General features: G+C 44.4%; 1 protein-coding gene. It reads right to left on the bottom strand.

Annotated elements, in window-relative coordinates:
- Nucleotides 1-2,370 (bottom strand): HAD-IC family P-type ATPase (locus B4K20_RS11515; protein ID WP_289282992.1); only part of this gene is annotated, 2,370 nt, incomplete at its 3' end.
- Nucleotides 2,371-2,404 lie beyond the last annotated feature (34 nt).

The raw sequence follows: 2,404 nt of genomic DNA, 5'->3' as shown, positions 1-2,404 counted from the left end.
ACTGTGGCCGGCAATCAGAAGTTTCAGGAATATGAGGGTTTGTATCGTATCAGTATCTAAATTCTGCTCGCGTAAGAACAAATATAATAAAAATGATGCGCATACCCCAGCAAGCCCCAACGCTGACGACAAAATAAACAATTCATGCATATTCCACCTGACTGGGGTTGGAGACTGGTAAGTGTTGTCATAAGCGATAGTCAGAATCGGTAAGTCATTGAGCAGCGCCAGTAGAATAATCATCAGCGCCGTTATGGGATAAAACTCGAATATCAGGATGCTTAATGTCATGAACAAAATAATGCGAATGGTTTCAGCAATACGAAATGTCGCATAGCTTTTCATGCGTTCAAACGTAAAACGCGCTTGCTCTATGGCATGATTGATGACAGATAAACCTGGTGCGGTGAGAATAATATCTGCTGCCGCTCTTGCCGCATCGGTCGCATTGGAAACCGCAAAACCACAATCGGCTTTGCGAAGAGCGGGCGCGTCATTCACACCATCGCCTGTCATGCCCACAATGTGATCGGACTTTTGTAGGGCGTCGACAATCATGTATTTATCTTCTGGTAAGACTTCGGCAAATATTTCTATAGACTCCAGCATGTCCAGCAAAGCAGACTCATGTGTATGAATAAATTCCGTTTCTAATAAGCTGGTGTCGTAAATATTTTCCAGATCGGTCATTACCTCATCGGCAAACTGTTTTGCCTGTTTGAAAGACACATCCGGATTTAATCGTTTATAGATAGCCTGAGCCAGACTGGATGCTAGCTCTTTAATTTCCTGCCCGGATTTACCGGTAATCTGTTTAGATTGAACAGCTCGTTTGTTTAGTCCGAGCATATGCCCAATTTCACGGGCAATAGCAATATTATCTCCGGTGATCATTTTCACTTCGACACCACGCTGACGCATCTCATCAATCACTTGTTTAGAGTCATCCCGAGGCGGATCGATAAGTGGAATCAGTCCCAGGAATTCATGTTCTTGACTTTCATATTGCTGCGCTACTGCCAGTGTTCTGTAGCCTTTACTTGCCAGAAGATTAATCTGCTGATTGAGTGTGTTGATGTCGTTATCGGTTAGATTCGTTACCATCGCCATAATGACTTGTGGAGCGCCTTTAAATACGGCCATCTTCTGGTCAGCTTTTTGTAACTGAGCCGCTGTGTATTTTTTGCTGGGATCAAAAGCCGTGAAGTGCGTTTGTTGCCATGTTGACCAGTCACTTTCAGGATAGTTATCTTTAATATGACGAAATAATGGGATTTCAATTGGATCTGTATTTTCTGAGCGCGATGCTAAAACGGCAGCTCGCATAAGTGCTGCCTCACTGGTTCCATTGAATGGCAGTATCTCCATGACCTGCATTTCATTTTTGGTCAACGTGCCCGTTTTATCTGAACAAAAAATATCGACGCCAGCCAGTTCTTCTATTGCTGTTAACTTAGTGACGATGGCTTTGTGTTTTGCCAGTTTATAAGCGCCTACAGCCATAGTGACTGATAGCACTGCTGGTAAGGCAACAGGTATTGCTGCCACTAATAACACTAATGCAAAGCGGGCCAATTCCAGCAGATCTTCATGGCGAGATAAGCCTGTGATAACAATCAATGCCACCATCGCCAGCGATAAGAGAATCAGGAAGTGCCCAATCTGTAATACCATCTTTTGAAAGTGGCTATGCTCATTAACCGAAGCTGATGCAACCAGGCTGACCACATTATTAAACCGTGTCTGCTGACCGGTATTGACCACAATCGCATCCATCTCACCTTGACGGATAATGGTGTTGGCATAGGCAACGTCAGTACTTCTTTTGCTGACTGGCAAAGACTCACCAGTCAGTGAAGACTCGTCAATGGACAAATAATCACCAGTCAGCAACTGTACATCAGCGGGGACCAAATCACCCATTCGTAATCGAATGATATCGCCAGGCACGAGTTCTTGTGAGCGAACCAATTGACTCTTGCCATCGCGTAACACGCGTACCTGCGTATCTAACTGGCTTTTTAAGGCACTTAGGGCATTAAGTGCGCGGTGCTCCTGGAAAAAGTCGAGTCCGGCATTAATAAGGAGTAAGACGCTGATAATGATGAAATCTTCCCACTTACCCACCGCGGCAGATAAGATGGCGGCAATTTCAATCATCCAGGGAATCGGGCCCCAGAAACGTTTTAAAATCCGCTGCAAGGTGGATTCTTCTTGATTGATGATTTGATTCAGACCGTAATCAAGCTGGCGTTGATGTACTTCTGCATCCGACAAGCCGAGGCTTGCGTCGACATTCAGTGAGTTAAAAGTCTTAGCAATCGGTTGATGGGCAAAATCGTCAGTGGCTTTCTGAAATAATGATGTCAAATCTTACCCCTTTTGAACTAAATCTATTGTTGTA

Origin of the sequence: Methylophaga sp. UBA5088, assembly GCF_002414625.1 — a bacterium.
In the GTDB taxonomy this organism is placed as follows: Bacteria; Pseudomonadota; Gammaproteobacteria; order Nitrosococcales; family Methylophagaceae; genus Methylophaga; species Methylophaga marina.
Note: the sequence above shows the minus strand (reverse complement) of the source record. Positions and strands in the feature narration are given on the sequence as shown.